The 20,436-nt window shown below is 68.1% G+C and carries 16 protein-coding genes; 14 read left to right on the plus strand and 2 right to left on the minus strand.

The features are described from left to right. Positions 1–73: 73 nt before the first annotated feature. The 8 genes from METFAM1_RS0118590 to METFAM1_RS0118625 all read left to right on the plus strand — a co-directional run bounded on the left by METFAM1_RS0118590 (position 74) and on the right by METFAM1_RS0118625 (position 11,242). Positions 74–3,994, plus strand: coding sequence for a YhdP family protein (locus tag METFAM1_RS0118590; protein WP_019917030.1), 3,921 nt, complete (start codon positions 74–76; stop codon positions 3,992–3,994). Positions 3,995–4,021: 27 nt separating this feature from the next. Then, the gene (locus METFAM1_RS0118595) at positions 4,022–4,840 is read left to right on the plus strand and encodes a carbon-nitrogen hydrolase family protein (RefSeq protein ID WP_019917031.1); all 819 of its coding nucleotides are present in this window, start codon (positions 4,022–4,024) and stop codon (positions 4,838–4,840) included. An 11-nt stretch (positions 4,841–4,851) separates the two neighbouring features. Further along, the gene (locus METFAM1_RS0118600; RefSeq protein ID WP_019917032.1) at positions 4,852–5,634 is read left to right on the plus strand and encodes a GNAT family N-acetyltransferase; all 783 of its coding nucleotides are present in this window, start codon (positions 4,852–4,854) and stop codon (positions 5,632–5,634) included. Between the two features lie 18 nt (positions 5,635–5,652). Further along, the gene (gene tldD / locus METFAM1_RS0118605; RefSeq protein ID WP_019917033.1) at positions 5,653–7,137 is read left to right on the plus strand and encodes a metalloprotease TldD; all 1,485 of its coding nucleotides are present in this window, start codon (positions 5,653–5,655) and stop codon (positions 7,135–7,137) included. Between the two features lie 17 nt (positions 7,138–7,154). After that, positions 7,155–7,676 carry a DUF2062 domain-containing protein gene (locus METFAM1_RS0118610; RefSeq protein WP_019917034.1) on the plus strand — a complete coding sequence of 174 codons (522 nt, stop codon included), beginning with the start codon at positions 7,155–7,157 and terminating at the stop codon, positions 7,674–7,676. Positions 7,677–7,788: 112 nt separating this feature from the next. Further along, the gene (gene aroG / locus METFAM1_RS0118615) at positions 7,789–8,859 is read left to right on the plus strand and encodes a 3-deoxy-7-phosphoheptulonate synthase AroG (RefSeq protein ID WP_019917035.1); all 1,071 of its coding nucleotides are present in this window, start codon (positions 7,789–7,791) and stop codon (positions 8,857–8,859) included. A 3-nt stretch (positions 8,860–8,862) separates the two neighbouring features. Continuing rightward, positions 8,863–10,368, plus strand: a complete 1,506-nt coding sequence (locus METFAM1_RS0118620) for an ArnT family glycosyltransferase (RefSeq protein ID WP_019917036.1) — start codon at positions 8,863–8,865, stop codon at positions 10,366–10,368. 7 nt (positions 10,369–10,375) lie between these two features. Continuing rightward, positions 10,376–11,242 (plus strand): decaprenyl-phosphate phosphoribosyltransferase, encoded by an 867-nt coding sequence (locus METFAM1_RS0118625; RefSeq protein WP_019917037.1) that lies wholly within the window; start codon positions 10,376–10,378, stop codon positions 11,240–11,242. Here the strand turns inward: METFAM1_RS0118625 and murI are convergent, their stop codons facing one another. Then, positions 11,243–12,046 carry a glutamate racemase gene (gene murI, locus METFAM1_RS0118630; protein ID WP_019917038.1) on the minus strand — a complete coding sequence of 268 codons (804 nt, stop codon included), beginning with the start codon at positions 12,044–12,046 and terminating at the stop codon, positions 11,243–11,245. A gap of 39 nt (positions 12,047–12,085) precedes the next feature. Next, positions 12,086–12,652: a cob(I)yrinic acid a,c-diamide adenosyltransferase gene (locus METFAM1_RS0118635; protein WP_019917039.1), complete on the minus strand. Its 567-nt coding sequence runs from the start codon at positions 12,650–12,652 to the stop codon at positions 12,086–12,088. A 210-nt stretch (positions 12,653–12,862) separates the two neighbouring features. Here METFAM1_RS0118635 and METFAM1_RS0118640 point away from each other — a divergent pair, with 210 nt between their 5' ends. The 6 genes from METFAM1_RS0118640 to METFAM1_RS0118665 all read left to right on the plus strand — a co-directional run bounded on the left by METFAM1_RS0118640 (position 12,863) and on the right by METFAM1_RS0118665 (position 20,154). Next, positions 12,863–14,152, plus strand: coding sequence for a glycerate kinase type-2 family protein (locus METFAM1_RS0118640; protein WP_019917040.1), 1,290 nt, complete (start codon positions 12,863–12,865; stop codon positions 14,150–14,152). Positions 14,153–14,411: 259 nt separating this feature from the next. After that, positions 14,412–15,920 carry an FAD-linked oxidase C-terminal domain-containing protein gene (locus METFAM1_RS0118645; RefSeq protein WP_019917042.1) on the plus strand — a complete coding sequence of 503 codons (1,509 nt, stop codon included), beginning with the start codon at positions 14,412–14,414 and terminating at the stop codon, positions 15,918–15,920. A gap of 2 nt (positions 15,921–15,922) precedes the next feature. Continuing rightward, positions 15,923–16,999: a glycolate oxidase subunit GlcE gene (glcE, locus tag METFAM1_RS0118650; RefSeq protein ID WP_019917043.1), complete on the plus strand. Its 1,077-nt coding sequence runs from the start codon at positions 15,923–15,925 to the stop codon at positions 16,997–16,999. Positions 17,000–17,009: 10 nt separating this feature from the next. Beyond that, complete coding sequence (glcF, locus tag METFAM1_RS0118655; RefSeq protein ID WP_019917044.1) at positions 17,010–18,242, plus strand: glycolate oxidase subunit GlcF; 1,233 nt, start codon at positions 17,010–17,012, stop codon at positions 18,240–18,242. Positions 18,243–18,381: 139 nt separating this feature from the next. Further along, complete coding sequence (locus METFAM1_RS0118660; protein ID WP_019917045.1) at positions 18,382–19,236, plus strand: HDOD domain-containing protein; 855 nt, start codon at positions 18,382–18,384, stop codon at positions 19,234–19,236. Positions 19,237–19,338: 102 nt separating this feature from the next. After that, a complete protein-coding gene (locus tag METFAM1_RS0118665; RefSeq protein WP_019917046.1) occupies positions 19,339–20,154 on the plus strand; it encodes a PP2C family protein-serine/threonine phosphatase in 816 nt (271 codons plus the stop codon). Positions 20,155–20,436 lie beyond the last annotated feature (282 nt).

Genomic DNA, 20,436 nt, shown 5'->3' on the forward strand with positions numbered 1-20,436 from the left:
GCGCCTGCGTTGCGGGTAAACTCCCGCATCGTTCCATAAATGCAGTCATCGCCGGTTTGACTGCCCGCAAATCTTGTCCGACTCCGCCCACGCTGAACTCGCCGCCGCGGTCGCCACCGTCCGCGCGGCTGCGGCCCGCCCCTTGTGGCGCCGCATCGCCGGGCGGCTGTTCGACGCGGCGCTGATCGCCTACGTCGTCGTCGCCTGCGTCGTGCTGGTCGCGCGCCACTGGGTGTTGCCCGAGGTGGATCAGCATCGCGCGCGCATCGAACAGGCGCTCGGTGATGCGCTGCAGCGCCAGGTGCGCATCGACAGCCTGAGCGCCGACTGGAGCGGCCTGCACCCGCAGCTGTCGCTGCGCGGTCTGACCCTGCTCGACGAATCCGGCCAGCCGGCGCTGCGGCTGGAACAGGTCGAAGCCGCCCTCGGCTTTTCGTCGCTGGTGCGCGGCGAACTGCATCTGCACCGGCTCGACATCAACGGCCCCGACCTCTGGATACGCCGCGAGGCCGACGGCCGCTTCTTCGTCGCCGGTCTGGAAATAAGGCAGGACGGCGAGCGGGGCGGCTTCATGCGCTGGCTGCTGTCGCAGGGCCAGATCAATATCCGCGGTGCGCGGCTGGAGTGGGACGACGCCTTGCGCGAAACCGCGCCACCGCTGCAGCTGACCCAGGTCGATTTCCGCCTCGACAATTCCGGCCGCGACCATCGCTTCGGCCTGTCGGCGCGGCCGCCGAGCGAGCTGGCGCAGCGGCTGGACATCCGCGGTGACGTGACCTTGCCGGACCGCGACGACTGGCGCAGCGCGTCGGGCGAACTGTTCGTGTCGCTCGAAGGCGCCGACATGGCGGTCTGGCAGACCTGGGTCGATTACCCGCTCGAACTGTCGCAGGGGCGCGGTGCGGCGCGTGCCTGGACGCGTTTCGACGGCGCCCGGCTGGCCGAGGTGACCGGCGAACTGGCGCTGGCGGACGTGCGGCTGCGCCTGGCGCCCGAACTGCCGCTGCTCGACCTGGTCAGCCTGTCCGGCCGCGTCAGCGCCGAACAACTGAGCCAGGAGCGCGTCGTCGCCTCGGCCCGTCAGTTGCAGCTGGCGACCCGCGGCGGGCTGCGCGTGCAGCCGACCAGCATCGATCTGCGCTGGCAGGCGGCGGCCGGCAACGAGGTGGAGCGTGGCGAGCTGTCGGCCAGTGCGCTCGATCTTGACGCGCTGACCCGACTGTCCGCCTATCTGCCGCTGCCCGACCCGGTGCGCGACCGACTGCAGCGCCACGCGGCCCAGGGCGTCGTGCATGAACTCGACGGCGGCTGGACCGGTCCGCTGTCGGCGCCGACCGCCTTCCGCGTCAGTGCGCGGCTGGACCGAGTCGGTCTGCGCGCCGACGGCGCACTGCCCGGCGTCAGCGGGCTGAGCGGCCGCATCGAAGGCAGCGATGTACGCGGCAGCGTGCAGATCGATGCGCCGGATCTGGTGCTCGACCTGCCGGCGGTGTTCCCGCAGCCGGAAATCCCGTTCTCGCAGTTCAAGGCACGCGCCGGCTGGGCGCGCAGCGACGGCGAAACCGAGGTGGTGATCGAGTCGCTCGCCTTCCGCAACGACGATGTGCAGGGTCAGGCGCGCGGGCGTTACCGCACGGCGGGCAGCACGGCCGGCGAGATCGATATCGAAGCCAAACTGCTCGACGGCGACGCACGGGCGGTGTGGCGCTACCTGCCGCTTGAGATCGGACCGGACACGCGCGACTGGCTGCGTACGGCGCTGACCGCGGGGCGCGCGCCGGAGGCGACGCTGAAGCTGCGCGGCCGGCTCGACGACTTCCCTTTCGACCGCGGCCAGCCCGGCATTTTCCAGGTCAAGGTGAAGGCCGAGGACGTGACCGTCGATTTCGGCCCGAGCTGGCCGCCGCTGACCGGCCTGCGCGCCGACGTGCTGTTCGAGGGGCCGCGCATGCTCATCACTTCGCGTGACGGTCGCATCATGAACACGAAGCTCGGTCCGACCACGGCCGAGATTCCCGATCTCGACGCGGCCGAGGAACTGCTGCTGGTGAAAGGCTCGACCAGCGGAGCGACCGCCGATTTCCTGCGCTATATCGACGCCAGCCCGGTGGCCGAACGCATCGACGGCTTCACCTCGGACATGCGCGCCGAAGGCAACGGCAAGCTGGCGATCGCGCTCACCATCCCGTTGCGCCACTCGAAGGACACCAAGGTCGAGGGCGAGTACAGCTTCACCGCCAACAAGCTCGTGCTCGACAGCACGCTGCCGCCGCTGACCGACGCCTCGGGCAAGGTCGCCTTCACTGACAGTTCGCTGTCGATACGTGGTGCCCAGGCCAGCGTGCTCGGCTTTCCGATGACGCTGGATGTCGGTACCGGTGGCGGCGGCACGGTCAATGTAGACGTGCGCGGCCGCGCCTCGATGGACGCGCTGCGTGCCCAGTTCGGCCAGCCGTGGATGACGGCGCTGTCCGGCGTCGCCGGCTGGCAGGCGCGGCTGGGGGTGCGCCGCAGTGGCACCGACATGACGCTCGACGCCGACCTGTCGCAGGTGGCCTCGACGCTGCCGGCGCCCTTCGGCAAGTCGGTCGGCGAAGCGCTGGCGCTCAAGGTCGAGCGCATCGGCGCCCTCGACGCGCGCGAAGCGGCACGGCGCGGCCTGCCGGCGCTCGGCGCCGAGCGCGAACTGCTGCACATCGACGCCGGCCGACTGGGCAGCGCCGACATCGTCCGCCGTTCGACCCCGGGTGGCTGGGTGCTGGAGCGCGGCGCGGTCGGCCTGCCGCAGATGCCGGCTCTGCCCGATCAGGGGCTGGCGCTGGCGCTGAGCACCGAAACGGTCGATCTCGACGCGCTGCGCCGCGCCTTTGCCTCGCCGACGTCAGCGGGCGGTGCCGCAGGCGAGCCCCTGCCGGTGTCGAAGGTGAAGCTCGACGCGAAGAATCTGCGCCTGTCCGGGCATTGGCTGGAGGCGGTGAAGATCGACGCAACGCGCCGCGGCGAGGTGTGGGACATCGATCTTGCCAGCGCTCAGGCGCGCGGTCGCGTGAGCTGGAACGCGCAGGGCAAGGGTCAGGTCAAGGCGCGTTTCGACCAGTTGCGCATCGACACGGCGGACGAGGCGGGCGCCCAGGTCAGCAGCGTCGAGCCGGACGAGGAACTGGACGAACTGCCGGCGCTGGACATCGAGGCCGAACGCTTCGTGCTCGACGGCCGCAACCTCGGCCGGCTCGAACTGCAGGCCAGTAATGAGCGCCGCGCCTGGCTGATCAACCGCCTCGCACTGACCATGCCAGAGGGCAGTTTCGTCGCCAGCGGCGCCTGGGGCCGCGCGCTGGCCGGCCTGCGCGGCACGCGCGAGACGCGTTTCGATTTCGCCATCGACACCGAGGACGCCGGCAAGCTGCTCGAACGCCTCGGCCACGCCGGCGCGCTGCGCCGCGGTACCGCCGGCATGAAGGGCATGCTGCGCTGGCAGGGCAGCCCGCTGTCGATCGACTACCCGTCGCTGTCAGGATCGTTCGAGCTGAAGGCGAACAACGGCCAGTTCAGCAAGATCAATCCGGGCGCCGGACGGCTGCTCGGCATCCTCAGTCTGCAGTCGCTGCCGCGCCGCATCACGCTCGATTTCCGCGACGTGTTCAGCGAAGGCTTCGCTTTCGACCGCATCGAAGGAACGGTGGCGGTCGAGCGTGGCATCATGAACACCGACAATCTCGAACTGGCCGGCCCGGCGGCGCGCGTGCAGATCAGCGGCAGTGCCAACATCGCCGCCGAAACCCAGAACCTGACGGTGAACGTACAGCCGGCGCTGAGCGACAGCGTGTCGGTCGGCGCGCTGATCGCCAATCCGGCGGTCGGCGTGGCGACCTATCTGGCGCAGAAGGTGCTGAAGGATCCGCTCGGCCAGATATTCTCGTTCCGCTACGCCGTTACCGGCTCGTGGGAGGATCCGCTGGTGGCCAAGCTGTCGACGGCGCCGGCCGCTGAATGAGCTTGTCATCCGATTGAAAGGTGCGTCATGAACACTACGACCAAGACCCGCGTTGCTGCCGTGCAGATGGTGTCCGGCCCGGTGGTGGCGGACAACCTGCAGGAAGCCGGGCACTGGATTGCCGAGGCGGCGCGCCAGGGTGCGCAGCTGGTGGCGCTGCCTGAGTACTTTCCGCTGATTTCCGGCGACGAGGCCGACAAGATCGGCATCCGCGAGGAAGAGGGGAATGGTCCGATCCAGCGCTTCCTTGCCGACTGCGCGCGCCGGCACGGCATCTGGCTGATCGGTGGTTCGGTGCCGCTGGTGGCGGATGCCGCGAACAAGGTCCGCAACACCTGCCTCGCTTACGGCCCGGACGGCAGCCAGGTGGCCCGTTACGACAAGGTCCACCTGTTTGCCTTCACCCGCGGCGCCGAGAATTACGACGAGGCGCGGACGATCGAGGCCGGCCATCAGCCGGTATCGATCGAGACCCCTTTCGGCCGGGTCGGGCTGTCGATCTGCTACGACCTGCGCTTTCCGGAGTATTTCCGCGCGCTGGGCGACATTAAGCTGCTGGTGCTCGGTGCCGCCTTCACCGAGACCACCGGTCGGGCGCACTGGGAACTGCTGCTGCGCGCCCGCGCGGTGGAGAACCAGTGCTACGTGCTGGCGGCGGCGCAGGGCGGCGTGCACCCGTCCGGACGACGTACCTGGGGTGACTCGATGCTGATCGATCCGTGGGGAAATGTGATCAATCGCCTGGCGCGTGGTCCGGGCGTGGTCGTAGGTGATCTTGATTCGGACTATCTTGTTGAAATAAGGCAGAATCTTCCTGCTTTGGGCCACCGGCGCATCGCTTGTTGAGGTCTCCCCGCATGAATGACCAGACCACTCGGAATCCGTCGAAATTTCCGCACACACTGGCGGAAGTGACGGTCATGGACGTCGAACGCCTGCGCTCGATGTGCATCGAGCAGGAGGACATTCCGGGTACGCGCGAAATGGCGCAGCAGAAGGACAAGTTCCGCGTGCGCCTGCTGAGCAGCGACAACGAGAAACGCGAGGGCACCAGCCTGCTGATCGAGAAGATGTACTCGTGGCGCGGCTATCACACGAAAAAGCAGATCGACGAGGCGCCCAACCGCATCACCCTTGTCGCCGAGTTCGACGGCCACATCTACGGCACCATCACCGTCAACCTCGACTCCGACACCGGCCTGTCGGCCGACGAAACCTATCCGGACGTGATGCACGGGCTGCGCGACGAAGGTCGCAAGGTGTGCGAGTTCGGCAAGTTCGCGGTCGAGCAGTCGGTGCGCTCGAAGCGGCTGATGGGCACGCTGTTCCACCTGATGTGCATCTACGCCTTCCGCATCCAGGACTGCGACGACGTGCTGATCGAGGTGAACCCGCGCCACCGCGCCTTCTACGAGAAATATCTCGACTTCGTTCCGGCCGCCGAGGAGCGCATGTGCAAGCGCGTCGGCGCGCCGGCCATCCTGCTGCGGCTGACGCGCGAGCTGTATCGCAGCCGCGTCGATGAACTGGGTGGCCGCTGGCGCGATCTGAAGGAAGAGAAATCGATGTACAAGTACTTCTTCCCGCGCCAGGAAGAGGACGCCATCGCCGAACGTCTCGGGCGTCCGGCGCGCAACTGAACCAGGACTGATGCATTCATGACCACCGGCTCCACCGTCACGACCCGCGAACCGATTGCGCTCACCGGCGCCGACCTGATGGGCACCGCGCGTGCCACGCTGCTCGCCCCCTTCGATCTCGACCGCGGCGAACTCGACCGCGTGTTCGGTCTGCTCGGCGGCCACCGCATCGACTACGCCGATCTCTACTTCCAGCACCAGTGCAGCGAGGCCTGGAGCCTGGAAGAGGGCATCGTCAAGTCCGGCAGCTTCAACATCGAACAGGGTGTCGGCGTACGCGCGATCCAGGGCGAGAAGACCGCCTTCGCCTATTCCGACGAAATCAGCCTGCCGGCGCTCGAAGCGGCGGCCCGTGCGACACGCGCGATCGCCTCGCAGGGGCAGAGCCTGACTGCGCGCACGGTCACCTCGGCGTCGCCGGTGCCGCTGTATTCGTCGCGCAACCCGCACGCCTCGCTCAGCGACACCGACAAGGTGAAACTGCTCGAACGGCTCGAAAGCTACGCCCGCGCCGAGGACAGTCGCGTCACCCAGGTGATGGCGCACATCGCCGGCACGCACGAGGTGGTGATGGTGATGCGCAGCGACGGCCACATGGCGGCCGACGTGCGCCCGCTGGTGCGGGTGTCGGTCACCGTCATCATGCAGGACGGCGACCGCCGCGAGCAGGGCTCCAGCGGCGGTGGTGGCCGCTTCGACTACGGCTATTTCACTGATGCGGTGCTGCGCGACTACGCGGCAAAGGCGGTGCATCAGGCGCGCGTCAACCTCGATGCACGCCCGGCGCCGGCCGGCACGATGAGCGTGGTGCTCGGCCCGGGCTGGCCCGGCATCCTGTTGCACGAGGCGATCGGTCACGGGCTGGAAGGCGACTTCAACCGCAAGGGCAGTTCCGCCTTTGCTGGCCGCATCGGCCAGCAGGTCGCGTCGCGCGGCGTCACCGTGGTCGACGACGGCACGCTGCCGAACCGCCGCGGCTCGCTGACCGTGGACGACGAAGGCAACCCGACCCGCTGCACCACGCTGATCGAGGACGGCATCCTGGTCGGCTACATGCAGGACAGCCTGAATGCCCGCCTGATGGGCGTGGCGCCGACCGGCAACGGCCGCCGCGAAAGCTTCGCCCACCTGCCGATGCCACGCATGACCAATACCTACATGCTGAACGGCGACCGCGAGCCGGAAGAAATCATCCGCTCGGTCAAGAAGGGCCTGTACGCGGTCAATTTCGGCGGCGGCCAGGTCGACATCACCAGCGGCAAGTTCGTGTTCTCGGGCGCCGAGGTGTACATGATCGAGAACGGCCGCGTGACCTACCCGGTCAAGGGGGCGACGCTGATCGGCAACGGTCCGGACGCGCTGACCCGCGTGTCGATGATAGGCAACGACATGGCGCTGGACAGCGGCGTCGGCACCTGCGGCAAGGAAGGGCAGAGCGTGCCGGTCGGCGTCGGCCAGCCGACGCTGCGCATCGACGGCCTCACCGTCGGAGGCACGGCCTGACGGTCAGTCGCAGCAGCATGCCCAACTGGTTGAGACGCTGGTTCCCGACGCGCGAGCAGATCCTCGCCTCGCGCGTCGTCGCACCGTTCGCCCATCACCTGCGCGACGACAGCCTGTGGCACGCCAATCGCCACAGCGTCGCGAAAGCGGTGTCGATCGGCCTGTTCTTCGGGCTGATGATCCCGTTCGCCCAGTTCCTGTTCGCGATCGCCACCGCACTCTTCCTGCGTGCGCACGTCGCGATCAGCGCCGGCTGCACGCTGATCACCAACCCCGTCACCTTCCCGCCAATCTACTGGGCGGCCTACGAACTGGGCAGCTTCGTGCTGGCCAAGCCGGCATCGGTCAGCGAATCGACGCAGATCGAACAGAGTGCGGAAAAGATCGGCGAACTGGCGACCGGCTGGTTCGAAGGTTTCTGGATCTGGCTCAGTGCCGCCGGCCTGCCGCTGGTGACCGGGCTGTTCATCATGGCCTGCAGCGCCTCTGTGATCGGCTATTTTGCGGTCCACCTGTTGTGGCGCGAGCGCCGCAACTGAGCAGGCCAGGATCCGCTTGAACGAAGGAAACCCCGCGCCGGGTTAGAATCCACCGCTTTGCAACGGCACACCTGCCGGCGCGGTACCGAACAACGTAGCCATGAACGCTCCCATGCACAAGATCACCGACGACGTCCGCATCAAGGAAATCCGCGAACTTCTGCCGCCCGCGCACGTGCTGCGCGAACTGCCGGCCAGCGATGTGGCGTCCGAAACGACGTTTGCCGCGCGCCAGGCCATCCATCGCATCCTGCGCGGCGCCGACGACCGCCTGCTGGTGGTGATCGGTCCCTGCTCGATCCACGACTACAAGGCCGGCATGGAATACGCGAAGCTGCTGAAAGCGCAGCGCGAGCGTCTTTCGGCCGACCTCGAAATCGTCATGCGCGTCTATTTCGAGAAGCCGCGCACCACGGTGGGCTGGAAGGGGCTGATCAACGATCCCTATCTGGACAACAGCTTCAAGATCAACGACGGCCTCCGCCTGGCGCGCCGCATCCTGCTGGAAGTGAACGAGCAGGGCCTGCCGGCCGGCACCGAGTTCCTCGACACCATCACGCCGCAGTACACGGCCGACCTCGTGGCCTGGGGCGCCATCGGCGCGCGCACGACGGAAAGTCAGGTGCACCGCGAACTGGCGTCCGGCCTGTCCTGCCCGGTCGGCTTCAAGAACGGCACCGACGGCAATGTGCGCATCGCCTCTGACGCGATCAAGTCGGCACAGTCGCCGCACGTGTTCCTGTCGGTCACCAAGGCCGGCCACTCGGCCATCGTGTCGACCGCCGGCAACGAGGACTGCCACGTCATCCTCCGTGGTGGCAAGGAGCCGAACTACGACGCCGACGCGGTCGAGAAGGTGTGCCGCGAACTGGCCGCCGCCGGCGTGCCGGCGAAGGTGATGATCGACTTCTCGCACGCCAACAGCCGCAAGCAGTGCGCGCTGCAGATGGATGTCGCGCGCGACGTCGCGGCGCAGATGGCCTGCGGCGAGGACCGCATCTTCGGCGTCATGGTCGAATCGCACCTGAAGGAAGGCCGTCAGGATCTGGTCGCCGGCAAGGAACCGGAGTACGGCATGAGCATCACCGACGCCTGCCTGGGCTGGGACAAGAGCGTCGAACTGCTCGACGTCCTCGCCGAAGCAGTGCGTGCACGTCGCCGTGCGCTGGCCGACCGCGACTGATCGGTGAATGCGCTGTTCTCTGCGGCGCCGGCTTCCAGCTGGCGCCGTTTCTATTTCATCAGCCTGCTGCTGACGCTGGTTTTCCGCGGCTGGCTGGGCGCCGTGCTGCCCTTCACCGGCGACGAAGCCTACTTCTACTGGTGGGGCAAGATCCCGGCCGGCGGCTTCTACGACCATCCGCCCATGGTGGGCTGGTGGCTGGCGGCGCTGATATCGGTGTCGGAAGCCGAGTGGTGGCTGCGTCTGCCGGCCATCCTGCAGCCGGCGTTGCTGTCCTTCATGCTGCTTGCCTTTCTGCGCGACGATGCCGCCGCCACACGCTGGGGCGCGGCCACGCTGGCGCTGTTGGCGCCGGCCAGCGTGCTCGACGTGCTGATCACGACCGACATCCCGCTGGTGTATTTCAGCGTGGCGTCGGCGCTGCTGTTCCTGCACGCGCAGCGTACGCGGTCGATGCCGGCTTTCGCGCTGGCCGGCCTGCTGCTCGGGGGCGCCTTCCTGTCCAAGTACTTCGCCGTGCTGCTCGGCCTCGCCTACATCGTGTGGGCGCTGTGGCGCCCGGCGGCGTGGAAGTGGAAGGGCCTGGCGCTGCTCGTGCTGTGCGCGCTGCCGGCCGGCCTGTACAACGCCTGGTGGAACAGCCAGCACTGCTGGGCCAACGTGATGTTCAACGTGTTCAACCGTCACGGCGGTGCCGGGCTGTCGTGGCAGACGCCACTGATGTACGCCGGCATGATGCTGTGGCTGCTGACGCCGATGGTGGCGTGGCGACTGCTGCGTGCGCCCGGCGCGTGGATGCGCCAGGCCGCGCTGCCGGCGCTGGTGGTCGTGCCGCTGGCGGTGTTCGGTCTGCTGTCGCTGGTCAAGACCATAGGCCTGCACTGGGTGTTCTCTTTCGTGCCGCTGGCCTTCCTGATGTATGCGCGTGCGGTGCCCGACGGCGTGCTGCGTCGTACCCGCAATATCACCGCGGTGCTCGCACTGCTGCACGTGGCCGGCGTGATCGCGGTGGCGACGCAGCCGGTTGACAGCTGGGCGCAGCGACTGGGGCCGCGCAAGTACGCCGGCGTCGTGCAGACGGTGAAGGCGGACGAGGTGATCGCCGCGCTGGGCGACGACGTCGACCGCTACGTGCTGATGACCGACGGCTATTCGCCCTCGGTCACGATGGGCTACAACCACGGCCGCTACTGGCCGGTGTTCGGCCCGGCGTCCAGCCACGCGCGGCACGATGACGTGCTGACCGACTTCCGCGCGCTGGCCGGTCGCGACATCCTGATCCTGAGCAAGGAAAAGCCGGACCTCGCCGACTACACGCCGTATTTCCGCGAAGTGAGCGAGGACACGCTGCAGGTGCGCGGTGCCACTTTCTGGCGCATCCGCGGCCACGGTTTCGACTACGCGGCCTACCATGCAGGTGTGCTGGAGCCGGCACGCCGTCTCTGGTACGCAATACCGAAGTGGCTGCCGGACTGCGGCTGCTATTTCGAGGAACGCTACTTCAACTGAGACCGCGATGATCGTCGCCGCCCTGCAGCTGATGCGTCCGAAGCAGTGGGTGAAGAACGGCTTCGTGTTCTTCGGCCTGCTGTTCGGCCACGCCTGGCACCAGGCCGCCATGGTGCAGTCGGCGCTGCTGGCTTTCGCCGCCTTCTGCCTGATGTCGAGCGCCGTCTATGCGCTGAACGACTTCCGCGATGTCGCGCAGGACAGGCTGCACCCGGTCAAGCGGCTGCGCCCGCTGGCGTCCGGCGCGCTGTCGCCGTCGGTGGCGGTGCTGCTGATGGGCGCGCTATCAGCCAGTTCGCTCGCGCTGGCCTGGCAGGTTGGCGAAATGCTGGTGTGGCTGCTGTGCATCTACGGCCTGATCAACCTCGGCTACAGCTACGGCCTCAAGCGCGTGGTTGTGCTCGACGTCTTCCTGATCAGCGCCGGTTTCATGCTGCGCCTGCTGGCCGGCACCACCGGCCTCGGCATCCCGCCGTCGAACTGGCTGCTGATGTGCGGCCTGCTGCTGACGCTTTTCCTCGGTTTCGCCAAGCGGCGGGCCGAAATGATGCTGATGGAGGAGGGCGGCGGCGCCCACCGCACCGTGCTGGACCAGTACTCGGCGGCGCTGCTCGACCAGTTCACCACCATCACCGGCGCCTGCGCCGTGGTGGCCTACGCGCTGTACACGGTGGATGAGGACACGGTGCGCATCCACGGCACCGGCGACCTGATCTACACGCTGCCCTTCGTGCTGTACGGGCTGTTCCGCTATCTCTATCTGCTGCATCGCCAGGGCGCGGGCGGCGACCCGTCGCACGACCTGTTCCGCGACCCTCACCTGATCGTCGCCATGGCGGGCTGGGTGATCGTCACCGTCCTCATCCTGCGCTGATCAACCGCCGGTCAGCGGCTCGACCGTCGCGTCCTGCCCCCACAGCCGCTGCAGCGCCGTGCTGCGTTGCGCCGGCGGCGCGCTGCTCCAGAAACGTTCGCCGCCGTGGTGGCCGCTGCGCAGCAGACCGGCTCGGCCGAGCGCGCGCGCGAGCTGGCGGGCGACCGCATCTCCGGTGTCGATCACGCGTACCGAGGGGCCGGCCGCCTGTTCGATCAGCGGGCGCAGGAAGGGGTAATGGGTGCAGCCGAGCACGATCACGTCGGCCCCCTCGGCGATCAGCGGTTCGACGTGCGAGGCCACCAGCGCCCGCGTGTCGGGGCTGTCGAAATCGCCGCGTTCGACCGCCTCGACCAGACCGCTGCCCGGGCGGGTGACCACGTGGATGTCGCGGCCGAAGGTGTCGAGCAGTGCTGCGAAGCGACTGCTGGCCAGTGTGCCGGTGGTGGCCAGCACGCCGACCGTGCCGGTCTTCGTCGCCGCCACCGCCGGTTTGACCGCCGGTTCCATGCCGATGATGGGGAGCGCGGGCCAGCGCTCGCGCAGCGCCTGCGCGGCCGCCGCGGTGGCCGTATTGCAGGCGATCAGCAGCGCCTTGGCGCCGCGCGCGATCAGGAATTCGCCCAGTTCGGCGCTGCGTGCGCGTATCCAGTCGGCGCTGCGCTCGCCATAGGGGGCGAAGCCGGAATCGGCGACGTACAGGAAATCCTCGGCCGGCAGCGCCGCGCGCGCGTGGCGCAGCACCGACAGTCCGCCGAGGCCGGAGTCGAATACGCCTATCGGCGCGTCGGGTGTGCGGGTCACGGGCAGTGCTCGGCCGCGGACGTGTCCGCGGCCATCCCTTCAGTCCGTTCCGCCGTCGTGGGCGCGGCCGCGCTGCCACAGCACGTCGCCGCAGCCGACCAGCCGGTTGTAAGTGCGGCCGAGCACGAACAGCAGGTCGGACAGACGGTTCAGATACTGCCGGCTCGCCTCCGACACCTTGCCTTCGGCGGCCGCGGCGATCACCGCGCGTTCGGCGCGACGGCAGATGGTGCGCGCGAGGTGAGCGTGCGCCGCGGCGCGGGTGCCGCCGGGCAGGATGAATTCCTTCAGCGGCGTCAGCTCGGCGTTCAGGCGTTCCAGTTCGGCATCGAGGCGGGCCACCTGTTCGGTCTTGATCAGGTGGTAGCCGGGGATGGCCAGCTCGCCGCCGAGGTCGAACAGATCGTGCTGGATTTCGGTCAGCAGCGCCGACAGATCAGCCGGCATGTCCTCGCACAGCAGCACGCCGATCGCGCTGTTCAGTTCGTCAACGTCGCCCAGCGCGTGTATCCGCGCACTGGATTTGGAAACCCGGGTGCCGTCGCCGAGGCCGGTTTCGCCGCCGTCGCCGGTGCGGGTGGCAATCTTGGATAGTCGATGACCCATGGCGTGTGATGACTTGGATAAGAGGTATTGATTATAAGTGCGCGTAAATATAAGGCCGGCGCACGCTAGAATTGCACATCATCCCATGCTGGCGCCCACCCCGCGACAGCCGGATATGCGGGCGGCCATCACCCGGCAGCGCTGCGCGGTTCATGCACATACACGCAGACCACACATCCCCCGCAAACGAACAGACCAGACGGAGTTGCCGTGAGTACCCCCGAACCGAAAGATTTCCTGAACAAGCTGTTCCAGGCGGCGTTCGACGCTGCCAACCCCGACCTCTGCGTGCCGGCCAACCTGCCGCCGCCGCCCAAGGGCCGCACCATCGTCGTCGGCGCCGGCAAGGCCGCGGCGTCGATGGCACTGGCGGTCGAGAAGAACTGGTCGGGCGATCTGTCCGGCCTGGTGGTAACCCGCTACGGCCACGGCGCGCCGTGCCAGCGCATCGAGGTGGTCGAGGCGTCGCACCCGGTGCCCGATGCGGCCGGTCAGCAGGCGGCGAAGCGCATTCTCGACAAGGTGCAGGGCCTGAGCGAGGACGATCTGGTGATCGCCCTGATTTCCGGTGGCGGCTCGGCGCTGCTGTCGGCGCCGGCCGAAGGCCTGACGCTGGAAGACAAGCAGGCAGTCAACCGCGCGCTGCTGGCCAGCGGCGCGGCGATCCAGGAAATGAATTGCGTGCGCAAGCACCTGTCGTCGATGAAGGGCGGCCGGCTGGCGCAGGCCGCCTATCCGGCGCGCGTGTTCACGCTGGTCATTTCCGACGTGCCGGGCGACGACCCGGCGGTGGTCGCCTCCGGCCCGACGGTGCCGGACACCACCACGCGCGAGGACGCGCTGGCCATCATCCGCCGCTACAACATCGAAGTGCCGGCGGCCGTGATGGCCTGGCTGGCGAAGCCGGAATCGGAAACGCCGAAGGCCGACGATCAGCGACTGGCGCGCTGCGAAACCCGCGTGATCTCGACCGCCCAGGCTTCGCTGCTGGCGGCGGCCGAAGTGGCGCGCGCGCACGGCGTGACGCCGCTGGTGCTGGGCGACATGATCGAAGGCGAATCGAGCGACGCCGGCAAGGTGCTGGCCGGCATCGCCAAGGCCTGCGCGATCAACGGTACGCCGGTGCAGCCGCCCTGCGTGCTGCTGTCGGGCGGTGAAACCACGGTCACGCTGGGCCAGATCAAACCGGGTCAGAAGCCGCGCGGCGGCCGCAACTCCGAATTCCTGCTGTCGCTGGCCATCGCGCTGGACGGCATGAAGGGCATCCACGCGGTGTCGGGCGACACCGACGGCATCGACGGCAGCGAGGACAACGCCGGTGCCATCGTCACCGACGACACGCTGGCCCGCGCCCGCGCCGCCGGCATCGACGCCCGCGCGATGCTGGACCTGCACGACGCCTACGGTTTCTTCCTCGGCATCGACGACCTCATCGTGACCGGCCCGACGCTGACCAACGTTAACGACTTCCGCGCCATCTACGTCGAAAAGAAGGTCTGAACGACCTCGGCTCTCCCCGGAAACGGCGCCTGCGGGCGCCGTTTCTTTTGCCGCCTCCGAAAGCGCAGTCGCGAGCCGGGGTCTTGTGGGAGGGGTCTTCTGACCCCGAAAGCAGCCTGTATCCGGAGCCGGCGGGGTTTCCGACGCTGCATCACAAGCAGAGGTGACTTCCACGGACAGCGATCCCGCGCTGCAGGAGGCGCCGCCGGGGCACTGCGGGTATCATCTGCCGCCTGTCTCTGCCCCACCGGAAGCCGCCATGAGCGCTCTGCCACAGGCCCACGAAGCCACTGCTGTTCCGCCCCCCGGAAGTACCGACCGCCCGGCCCTGATCGCCGAACTGGCGCGTGTGCTGCCGGACGACTGCCTGATCTCCGACCTCGGCCGTTTGCGCGCCTACGAGTGCGACGGCCTGATGCTGATGCGGGAGATGCCGCTGGCGGTCGCGCTGCCGACCACCGAAGCGCAGGTGGTCGCGGTGCTGCGCACCTGTCACCGCCTTGGCGTGCCGGTGGTGCCGCGCGGCGCCGGCACCGGCCTGTCAGGCGGGGCGACGCCGCACAAGCTGGGCGTGGTGCTGTCGACCGCGCGCCTGAACCGCATCGTGTCGGTCGACCGCCTCGCCCAGCAGGCGGTCGTGCAGCCGGGCGTGCGCAATCTTGCGGTGTCGGAGGCGGCGGCGCCTTACGGTCTCTACTACGCGCCCGACCCGTCGTCGCAGATCGCCTGCAGCATCGGCGGCAACGTGGCCGAGAACTCGGGCGGCGTGCACTGCCTGAAGTACGGACTGACCGTGCACAACGTGCTGCGCGTGCGCATGGTGACGATGGCGGGCGAGGTGATGGAAATCGGCAGCGCCGCGCCGGACAGCCCGGGCTACGACCTGCTGGCCGTGACCATCGGCTCCGAAGGCCTGCTCGGCGTGGTGACCGAAGTGACGGTGAAGCTGGTGCCCAAGCCGCGCGTGGCGCGCTGCGTGCTGGCTGCTTTCGACGACATTCGCCGCGCCGGTCAGGCGGTGGCCGACATCATCGCCGCCGGCATCATCCCGGCCGGCCTCGAAATGATGGACCAGGCCACGGCGGCAGCGGTCGAGCAGTTCGTGCACGCCGGCTACCCGCTCGACGCGGCGGCCATCCTGCTGTGCGAATCGGACGGCACCGAAGAGGAGGTGCAGGACGAGATCGCCCGCGTACGTGCGCTGCTCGACACCGCGGGTGCAACCGAAATCCGCATCTCCAGCGACGAGGCCGAGCGCCTGCGCTTCTGGGCCGGCCGCAAGGCGGCCTTCCCGGCGGCGGGGCGCATCGCGCCCGACTACTACTGCATGGACGGCACCATCCCGCGCAAGCGGCTGGCCGAAATGCTGGAGGCGATGGAGGTCATGGCGAAGAAGTACGGCCTGGGCCTGCTCAACGTGTTCCACGCCGGCGACGGCAACCTGCATCCGCTCATCCTGTTCGATTCGAACGACCCGGATTCGGTGCACCGCGCCGAAGCTTTCGGCGTCGAAATCCTGGAACTGTCGGTGGCGCTGGGCGGCACCATCACCGGCGAACACGGCGTGGGGCTGGAGAAGATCAACCAGATGTGCAGCCAGTTCGCCGCCGACGAACTCGACATGTTCCATCGCGTGAAGGCGGCCTTCGACCCGGCCGGCCTGATGAATCCGGGCAAGGCGGTGCCGACGCTGCACCGCTGTGCCGAAATGGGCCGCATGCACGTGCATCACGGCGAACTGCCGCATCCCGAACTGCCGCGTTTCTGACCATGACCCACACTTTTCATGCAGTGCTGCGCGAGCAGGTGCTGGAGGCGGCCGCGCACGGTCGCGCGCTGCGCCCGCACGGCAGTGGCTCCAAGGACTTTCTCGCCCAGTCTCTCGCCGGCGTGCCGCTGGACATGCGCGGCGCCCAGGGTGTGATCGCCTACGAACCGTCCGAGCTCTACATCACGGCACACGCCGGTACCCGTCTGTCGGCCATCGAAAGCCTGCTGGCCGAGCATAGCCAGATGCTGGCGTTCGAGGCGCCGCACTTCGGTGCCCACGCCACGTTGGGCGGCGCCGTCGCCAGCGGACTGTCCGGGCCGCGCCGCATCAGTGCCGGCAGCCTGCGCGACTTCGTGCTCGGAGTGACCTTGATGGACGGCCAGGGCCGGGTGCTGCGCTTCGGTGGCCAGGTGATGAAGAACGTCGCCGGCTTCGACGTATCGCGCCTGATCGCCGGCAGCTTCGGCACCCTGGGCCTTCTGCTGGAGGTGACGCTGAAGGTGCTGCCGCGCCCGCAGGCGGAACAGACGCGCATGCTCGCGCTCGACGAGGCGCAGGCGCTGACCCGCATGCGCGAGTGGGGCGCCCAGCCGCTTCCGGTGTCGGCGACGGCCTGGCTGGACGGTCGGCTGGCGGTTCGACTGTCCGGCGCGCAGACCGCGCTCGACGCGGCCGTACGCAACGTCGGCGGCGATCTGATCGATGCGGCGGAGGCGGCTGCGCTGTGGCAGTCGATGCGCGAACAGACGCACGACTTCTTCGCCGGCGATACGCCTCTGTGGCGCCTGTCGCTGCCGCCGCTGACGCCGGTGCTGCCGCTCGACGGCGCCCGCCTGATCGAGTGGAGCGGCATGCAGCTCTGGCTGCGTAGCGAGCTCGATGCCGACACGCTGCGTCACGCGGTGAAAGCGGTCGGCGGTCACGCAACGCTGTTCCGCGGCGGCCGTGCCGTCGATCGGGCGCGTGGCGTGTTCGAGCCGCTGGCGCCTGAGGTGATGGCGGTGCACCGCCGCCTGAAGCAGGCTTTCGACCCGTCCGGCGTGTTCAGCCCCGGACGCCTGTACGCTGAACTGTGAGCGCCGACTGATGCAGACCGGACTGGCCGATTTCATCCGCAACACCCCCGAAGGCGACGCTGCCGACACCCTGTTGCGCAAGTGTGTGCACTGTGGTTTCTGCAACGCCACCTGTCCCACCTACCAGCTGCTGGGCGACGAACTCGACGGCCCGCGCGGCCGCATCTACCTGATGAAGCAGATGCTCGAAGGCGAGGTGCCGGCCGACACCGTGCTGCCTCACCTCGACCGCTGCCTCACCTGCCGCAACTGTGAATCGACCTGTCCGTCCGGCGTGCGCTACAGCGAACTGGTCGATATCGGTCGCGCGGTGGCGGAGCGACGGGCGAAGCGCCCGCTGGCGCAGCGCGCGAAGCGCTGGCTGTTGCGCGAGGGGCTGTCGCGTCCGGCGGTGTTCAACACCGCACTGGCGCTCGGTCGGCTCGCCAAGCCGCTGCTGCCGGCGTCGCTGGCGGCCAAGGTGGCCGACGCGCGCAGCGCCGGCGCCTGGCCGCCGGTGCGCCATCAGCGCCGCATGCTGGTGCTGGCCGGCTGCGTGCAGCCGACGCTGATGCCGGATGTGAATGCCGCGGCGGCGCGCGTGCTCGACCTGCTCGGCATTTCGCTGGTCGAGATCGCGCGCGCCGGCTGCTGTGGCGCGCTGCGTTTCCACCTGAACGACCAGGACGGCGGCCGCCAGGATATGCGTGCGCTGATCGACGCCTGGTGGCCGGCGATCGAGCGCGGCGACGTCGAGGCCATCGTGATGACGGCTTCCGGCTGCGGCAGCACAGTGCGCGAGTACGGCCATCTGCTGGCCGACGATCCGCAGTACGCGGAGCGCGCGGCGAAGGTGGCGGCGATGACCCGCGATCTGTCGGAAATCCTGGCGGCCGAGCGCGTACAGATCGAAGGGTTGTTCGCCGCCGGCGCTGCCGTGCGCCGGCCGCTCGCCTACCACCCGCCCTGTTCGCTGCAGCACGGCCAGCAGGTGCGCGGTCACGCCGAGGCGTTGTTGCGCGCTGCCGGCTACGACCTGAAGCCGGTCAGTGACAGCCATCTCTGCTGTGGCTCGGCCGGCAGCTATTCGCTGCTGCAGCCGGCGCTGGCGACGACCTTGCGCGACAACAAGCTGCGCGCGCTGCAGACCGAACAGCCGGCCGGCATCGCCAGTGCCAACGTTGGCTGCATCGCCCACTTGCAGACCGGCACCGCGACGCCGGTGCGCCACTGGATAGAGTGGCTCGACCAGGCGCTCACCTAGGGTCCGTTGGCATTGAATCGCGGGCCGCGCCCGACCCGGATCCGCGGCCTGCGGATCCGGGTGCGTTCCGCCGCTCAAGTCCTGTCGATGGCTGCCGTTAAAGCTCGCAGCCCGCAATACAGTTCCGAGTGAGCCCATCATGCAGCAAGCTGCCGTACACGCGCCCGAGGTGATCGACGCAGTCCTCGAGTCATCCGCCGTCCTCCTTCCACCCAAGCCCCGACTGCTGCAGGACATCGAAAACCTGATGCGCAACCCGGATTTCGAGGTTGCCTTCCTGGCCGAGAGCATTTCGCGCGACCCGGGTGTGCTGGCCGCGCTGTTCAAGGTGTGCCGCTCGCCCGCCTACCGGCGCGGACGGGCGCCCGCCAATGCGGAACAGGTGCTGATGGTGGTCGGCCTCGACCAGACCATCAATCTCGTGCGCGGCATTTCGATCCGGCAGGCGGCAGGCGGTCCGGGGCCGCAGATGGAGCGCTTCTGGCAACGCTGCGAAACGATTGCCAGCCTGGCCTCGCAGATCGCCGGCGAACGCGTCGCCGTGTGCAATGTGTTTCCCGATCAGGCCTATCTGGCCGCCATGTTCCACGACTGCGGCGTGCCGCTGCTGACGCAGCGCTTCGCCGACTACTGGACGACGCTGAACCTGGACGAGGAGTCCTACTGGGTCGACACCGGGCTGGAGAACGTCCGCTTCCGTCTCGATCACGCGACGGTCGGCTACTGGGTCGCCCGCAACTGGGGGCTGCCTGAGCTGATCGTGCAGGCCATCCGCTATCACCACGAAATGCCGGAGGACGACACCTACGGCCTGCGCAGCACGATAGGCATCGTCGCGCTGGCGACGCACATCTATCTGCGCAACAAGGGCCTGCCGGATCCGATCTGGAGCATGCGTTCGGGCGAAGTGCTGCAGGAACTGGGCATACACGCGAGCGCGCTCGACGAGTACATCGACGAGATCAACGAACACCACGTGAGCTTCTCGATGTGAAGAATCGTGAAATTGCACCTGTGCTTGCAGACATGAACAGCCCGTTACACGAGCGTGTGCTGTTGAGAAGCTAGAATCGGCTACAGGCATCCGGGAAGCTTCATGGCGCTCAAACTAGACAGCTGCGTCGCGCAGCACATCGGCGATCGCAAGGAACAGCAGGATCGCGCAGCGGTTTTTCCGCATTCCCGTCACAAGGGCATGCTGATGGCCGTGCTCGCCGACGGCATGGGCGGCCACAGCGGCGGCGCGATGGCGGCCGAGCAGGTCGTGCACAAGGCGCGCGAGAACTTCGAGAGCTTTGCCCCGGCGATCGAATCGCCGCACGAGCTGCTGCGCAGCGTGGTCGAGGAATCGCACGTCGTCATCAAGCTCACCCGCTTCACGTCCGAACAGGATCCGCATTCCACTGCCTGCGTGCTGCTGATGAACGGTGGCCGTGCCGACTGGGCGCATTGCGGCGATTCGCGCATCTATCATTTCCGTGACGACAAGCTGGTCAGCTGCAGCAAGGATCATTCGCTGGTCGGCGAACTGATGCGTCAGGGCCGCCTCGACGAAGAGGGCGCCAAGACGCACCCGCAGCGCAACCTGCTGCTGCATTGCCTCGGTGCGCAGAAGGAGCCGTTGATCGACTTCGGCGGCACCGACACGCTGTCCGATGGTGACACCTTTGTCATCTGCTCCGACGGGCTGTGGGCCTACTTCTCCGACGAGGAAATGGGCGGCGTGCTGTCGGTATACTCGGCGCGCGAGGCGGCCGAGGTGTTCATCAAGCGCGCACGCGAACGTGGCCGCCCGACCGGCGACAACGTGTCGCTGATCATCATCAAGCTGGTGGACGTCGAAGCCCGCCAGAAAGCCGAAAAAGAACGCCTCGACGCTGCCCGGCGCAAGCTCGGCAAACTTCCCGCCTGACCCGCCGCGGCGTTCCGCCGCGTGCGCCTTGCCTTCATCTCCCGTTGACCGCCATTGCATGCGCACCCACGCGTGTTGCGGTGCAGCACATGCGCTCGCCCTTTGTCAAGAACACTGAGCGGCTATGGCGTGTTGCGGCGCAACGTGCATCTTTTTTGGCACAAAGTGCTGCGCCGTGAAGCCCGACACGCTAGACTGCGCGATCCGGAAGGCGGGAGAAGGCGCACCGGCAGGTGCTCCGAGCGGGCAGTCATGCGCCTGTCGCCGGACCGGTCATGTGCG

The sequence above is a fragment of the Methyloversatilis discipulorum genome, from assembly GCF_000527135.1.
Taxonomy (GTDB): Bacteria; Pseudomonadota; Gammaproteobacteria; order Burkholderiales; family Rhodocyclaceae; genus Methyloversatilis; species Methyloversatilis discipulorum.